This window comes from Paraburkholderia mimosarum LMG 23256 = NBRC 106338 (assembly GCF_000739815.1).
Taxonomy (GTDB): Bacteria; Pseudomonadota; Gammaproteobacteria; order Burkholderiales; family Burkholderiaceae; genus Paraburkholderia; species Paraburkholderia mimosarum.
On the sequence record NZ_BBJJ01000184.1, the window covers coordinates 1 to 3,917 of the forward strand.

Genomic DNA, 3,917 nt, shown 5'->3' on the forward strand with positions numbered 1-3,917 from the left:
GCTAAGCGAAGCCAACCGGCTCGCGCGGACAAAAATTGAAGCCGCATTGAGCCGGGCGGTGAACGCGCAAGAGGTTTGTGGGGTCATCGACATCGTGGATGAGGCTAGGCGTGATTCACGCATGCCTCTCGGACGCAGTCTATTCGATACACCGGTGGCGGGCACGGAGGAAAGGCTGGCCGGGTTTTGTCGCGATAAGGCGTGCGATGGTACGTAGCGTATCCGTTGAGTCTGCGCCATCTTGAACAGATGATGGCCGAACGCGGAATTTTGGTCGATCATTCGACCGTGCACCGCTGGGCCATGAAGCTGTTGCCGGTACTGGAGAAAGCGTTCCGCTGTCCCAAGCGCCCGGTCGGTAAGAGCTGGCGCATGGACGAGACCTACATCAAGGTCAAAGGGCAGTGGAAATATTGATCATCAGGTTCTCGCATATCAGGCGCTTGGATTCCGGCCGATGGCCGAGCACCAGCGCCGGTATGTCGTGCGCTGGTTGAAAGAACGCCTGACAGGTCGGCCCGACCGCGGTGACTTGCTTTACGAATTGAAACGCTGGCTCTACGAGCATCGCATTCTGATCGTCCACGATCGACTGCTCAGTCGGTTCATCGTAAGGGCAGGGCGAGATGTTTAGGAGTATTTATCGAACGGACTGGTTTGTGCGTTCGGCGACACGACGCTGGATCACTGGAGTCGGCTGTTGGTTCAGCCCGACAGTGACCATGGAAGCTTGCAGCAATGGTTGTGGTCCGTACCGCTGCGGCAGTCTACGCATCAGATGAGTGACGTGTTCACAAAGATCGACCGCCTCTATGTGGTCGGCGTTCATCAGGGCTGGCCAACAGTTTGCAACGAGGCTACTGTGCGGCACTATGCGCGGCGCTGCGCGCGTCGGCCGCCTTCGACGGGTAAGCGCGTGGAGCAACGATCGCGCAAGCTGGAAGCCGCCTGCTTCATGCGTTACGCGCTGTGCTCCGCAACCGATCAGCTGCTATCGATGCTGCGCCGCTGGATTCTGAAGGCGGCCAATGACGCGATGCGCGAGGTCGAAGTGATCCTGTTGAGGGTCGGCCGGGATTCGTGAAATTTTCGCCAAAGATGGCCTAGGCCATTGATAGATATGAAAAACGTTGTGTCCGTGTTTGCGTCGTTGACGCCCTCATCGAGCGTTGCAGCGCAACGTCGACAGAGTCGAGCACGCCCGCGTCGGTGCATGGCTGATCGTCCCAACTCGACCCGTTTCAGTCAGTCGTCGTGTCAGCTTCTCGGTGACCGGTCATTTGGTGACAACGGTCATCGAATCATAGAGTTAAGGGCCGGCCGACGTGCGTCGGCGTCAGGTTGATGACGTGCGAGCGTCATTTACGCACCGCTGGTCGAACGCGGTCGGCTGCGATGCTCATCGTAACGAGGTCATTGGCGAACAGCAGCACGATCAGCCGCGGCTGTTCTGCGCGAAGTGAAGACGCGCGCGATCTGTCATTGTGCGGGGCGATCGCTGCGTGCGATCAGGTTTGCCTTCAGCGCAGCGCTCATAGGCATTTTGAGGGTTGCGCCGCGCGGTGGGATCGGCGATTCGAACCACCTTGCGTACAGGCGCGCGAACTCGCCGCTCTTCATCAGCCGGGTCAGCGTTCCGTCGACGAGCCGTTTGAACGCCGGATCATCCTTTCGCACCATACACGCGTACGGTTCGATCTGCAGCGCGTCGCCGACGACTTCCCACGTATCCGGATCGCGTGCGTTCGCACGTAGCCCATAAAGCAGAACGTCGTCGAGTGCGAGCGCCGCCGCTCTGTCGTCCGCAACTTCCTTCAGAGCTTCGGCGTAATCCTTTGTCAGCACCACGTCCGCATCGACGTGCTGCGCGTCGAGTTGGTGGCGCAAGGCCTTCTCATTGGTGCTGCCTCCGACGGTCGCGACGACCTTGTGTGCGAGATCGGCGTAATCACCGATGTGTGATTCACGTTTGGCCATTAGTCGCGTGCCGGCGTAGAAGTAGTTGATCGAAAATGTGACGTCCTTGCCGCGCGTCGATGTATTTGTCGTCGAGCCGCACTCCAGATCAACGGCGCCGTTGACGAGCAACGGAATCCGGTTTTGCCCGGTAACAGGCATGTAGACGGTGCGCAGGTCCGGTTTTCGGAGTGCCTTTCGGACATCATCGACAATTGCTTCTGTCACGTCCACCGAAAATCCAACCGCCTTATGCGGCGTCAGCAGATAACTGAAGGGCACTGCGGATTCCCGATACGAAACGATGATCTGATTGGTTCGCGCAATCTTGTCCAACGTCTGCGCTTGAGCGGCCGTCAATGCGGCATGGCCGACAAACGCTGCGGCGAGCACCGCAAGGGGTCGATGGATCATGATGCCTCCCGGGTCGCGATATGAGCGCTCAGCGGTACGTTCTTCATACGAATCGTAGCGGCGCGGTAGGCGGGCCGAACGTGCTCCGCGCCCCATCGAGCAGCAGTCGATTCCGCTCGTAACCCACCATAAGGTCTGTTGGCGGCATCTGATTGATTCAGGTCAATGGCTTCGCTCCTGTTGAAAATCTACTCGCAATCAGAGCCTGGCCTACCCATCCTGCTTTCGGAAAACAGAGCTGCGCCACCCGGTGGCATGGAATCCTGCGAACGACCGCAAACGCCTGGTGACGCATCGTTTGATCGCCGCCACCCAACGAACGGCGGCTGAGCGGAACCGACGTCTGAACGGCTGAGCCAGCACGCGCAGGCGAATGGCGCATCATGGCTGATTGTGCGTCGTTTGCTGTCGGCTATTCACGGCATCGCGAAATCAGACGGCTTTCGCAAACCCACGGGTGATCGTGCGACGTCCAATTGTGCATAGTCGGATTTGTGCCGGAACTATCATCAAGCGTTAGCACCCGCAGAATGATGTGCGGCTGCTCAAACTTGGAGCGGACATCGGATTCACCAAGGCGTTCGCAGACTCGAAGCAGCCTTGTGGCTACTTCTCGAACCAGTATTCAAACTCGGTGTGGTTCTGGTTGAAGGTCTTGGAGTCGGAAGTTGTGCCAGCGATCGCGTGCGCACAAGGTTGTAGGCTGCCATGTTCAACACGAACATCTGGTCCACTTTCTTCAACCCGCGCACCATCACCTGGCGCATGCGCCCACGGTCTTGGCCCAGCCGAAACCTTGTTCGATCAACTTGCGCTTTTGCTGCGAAATGGCGTAGCCCACGCTTGAGGCAATCGTATCGGGTACCGCCGATCGCCGCCCGGAGGTGTTTTGCGCAACGTGCGGTGTGACCTTCATCTGCTGGCACGCCTCAATGAATTCCTGGGCATCGTAACCCTTATCCGCGCCCAGGGTGATTTCTACGCTCGCATCGTCTGCCGCTTGCCGCGCATCGTTGATCATGGTCTTGGCCGCTTCACGCTCGGCATGCCCGTCAGCGTGTGTCACGCGTGCGTTAACCACCAGGCCGTGCCGCTTATCGGTCAGCGTATGGCCCATGTACCGCAATTCGCTAGCCGAGCGGGTAAGGAGACGGCATTCCTGCCGCCCCCTCCCCAAAGAACCCATCAAGCGACTTTCACCGCAATGGGCTCGCGCATGGCTAAAGCACCGTCATTCGATGCCGGCCCTGTCAAACAGCACAAGTCCTTCGCTAACGTCATATTGTTGGCCCATCTCATCGCTGAGACGAGGGCGCTGAACTGCAACGAGGCAGTCTCTTCCAAGCTTCCCTACGGCGGACCTCAAATACTGGCTCACGACAGCCACACCTCGCGGAAGTTTGCCCCCTTTCGGGTCAGGGCAAAGTCTGAACCCCTATGCGAACCATTACAGCCCGCCGTTCGCTTTCTCCGCGTTCTCTTACCCGCTCCACCAACAGCGCCCCTTGCGGTTTGCCTGCCGTCTCGCAATATTCCGCGAGCTTGGC

At 58.8% G+C, this 3,917-nt stretch carries 2 protein-coding genes and 3 pseudogenes; 3 read left to right on the top strand and 2 right to left on the bottom strand.

Annotated elements, in window-relative coordinates; genetic code table 11:
• From BMI01S_RS44370 to BMI01S_RS44500, 3 genes and pseudogenes are all read left to right on the top strand, one after another.
• A partial coding sequence (locus BMI01S_RS44370; protein ID WP_042292910.1) for a hypothetical protein occupies positions 1-217 on the top strand: 217 nt, incomplete at its 5' end.
• A pseudogene (locus tag BMI01S_RS36255) lies at positions 202-414 on the top strand (IS6 family transposase); the annotation flags it as partial. The gene BMI01S_RS44370 and the pseudogene BMI01S_RS36255, both read left to right, overlap by 16 nt.
• Before the next feature lies 1 nt (position 415).
• Positions 416-1,051 (top strand): annotated as a pseudogene (locus BMI01S_RS44500) (Tn3 family transposase); the annotation flags it as partial.
• Positions 1,052-1,479: 428 nt separating this feature from the next.
• On the opposite strand, the gene BMI01S_RS36265 reads toward BMI01S_RS44500, so the two are convergent.
• Positions 1,480-2,370, bottom strand: coding sequence for an amino acid ABC transporter substrate-binding protein (locus tag BMI01S_RS36265; RefSeq protein ID WP_028233009.1), 891 nt, complete (start codon positions 2,368-2,370; stop codon positions 1,480-1,482).
• Between the two features lie 569 nt (positions 2,371-2,939).
• Positions 2,940-3,511, bottom strand: a pseudogene (locus BMI01S_RS36270) (transposase); the annotation flags it as partial.
• Positions 3,512-3,917 lie beyond the last annotated feature (406 nt).

Coding starts and splice junctions, on each gene's coding strand:
- BMI01S_RS36265 (WP_028233009.1), bottom strand. CDS start 2,370: ATGATCCATCGACCCCTTGCGGTGCTCGCCGCAGCGTTTGTCGGCCAT.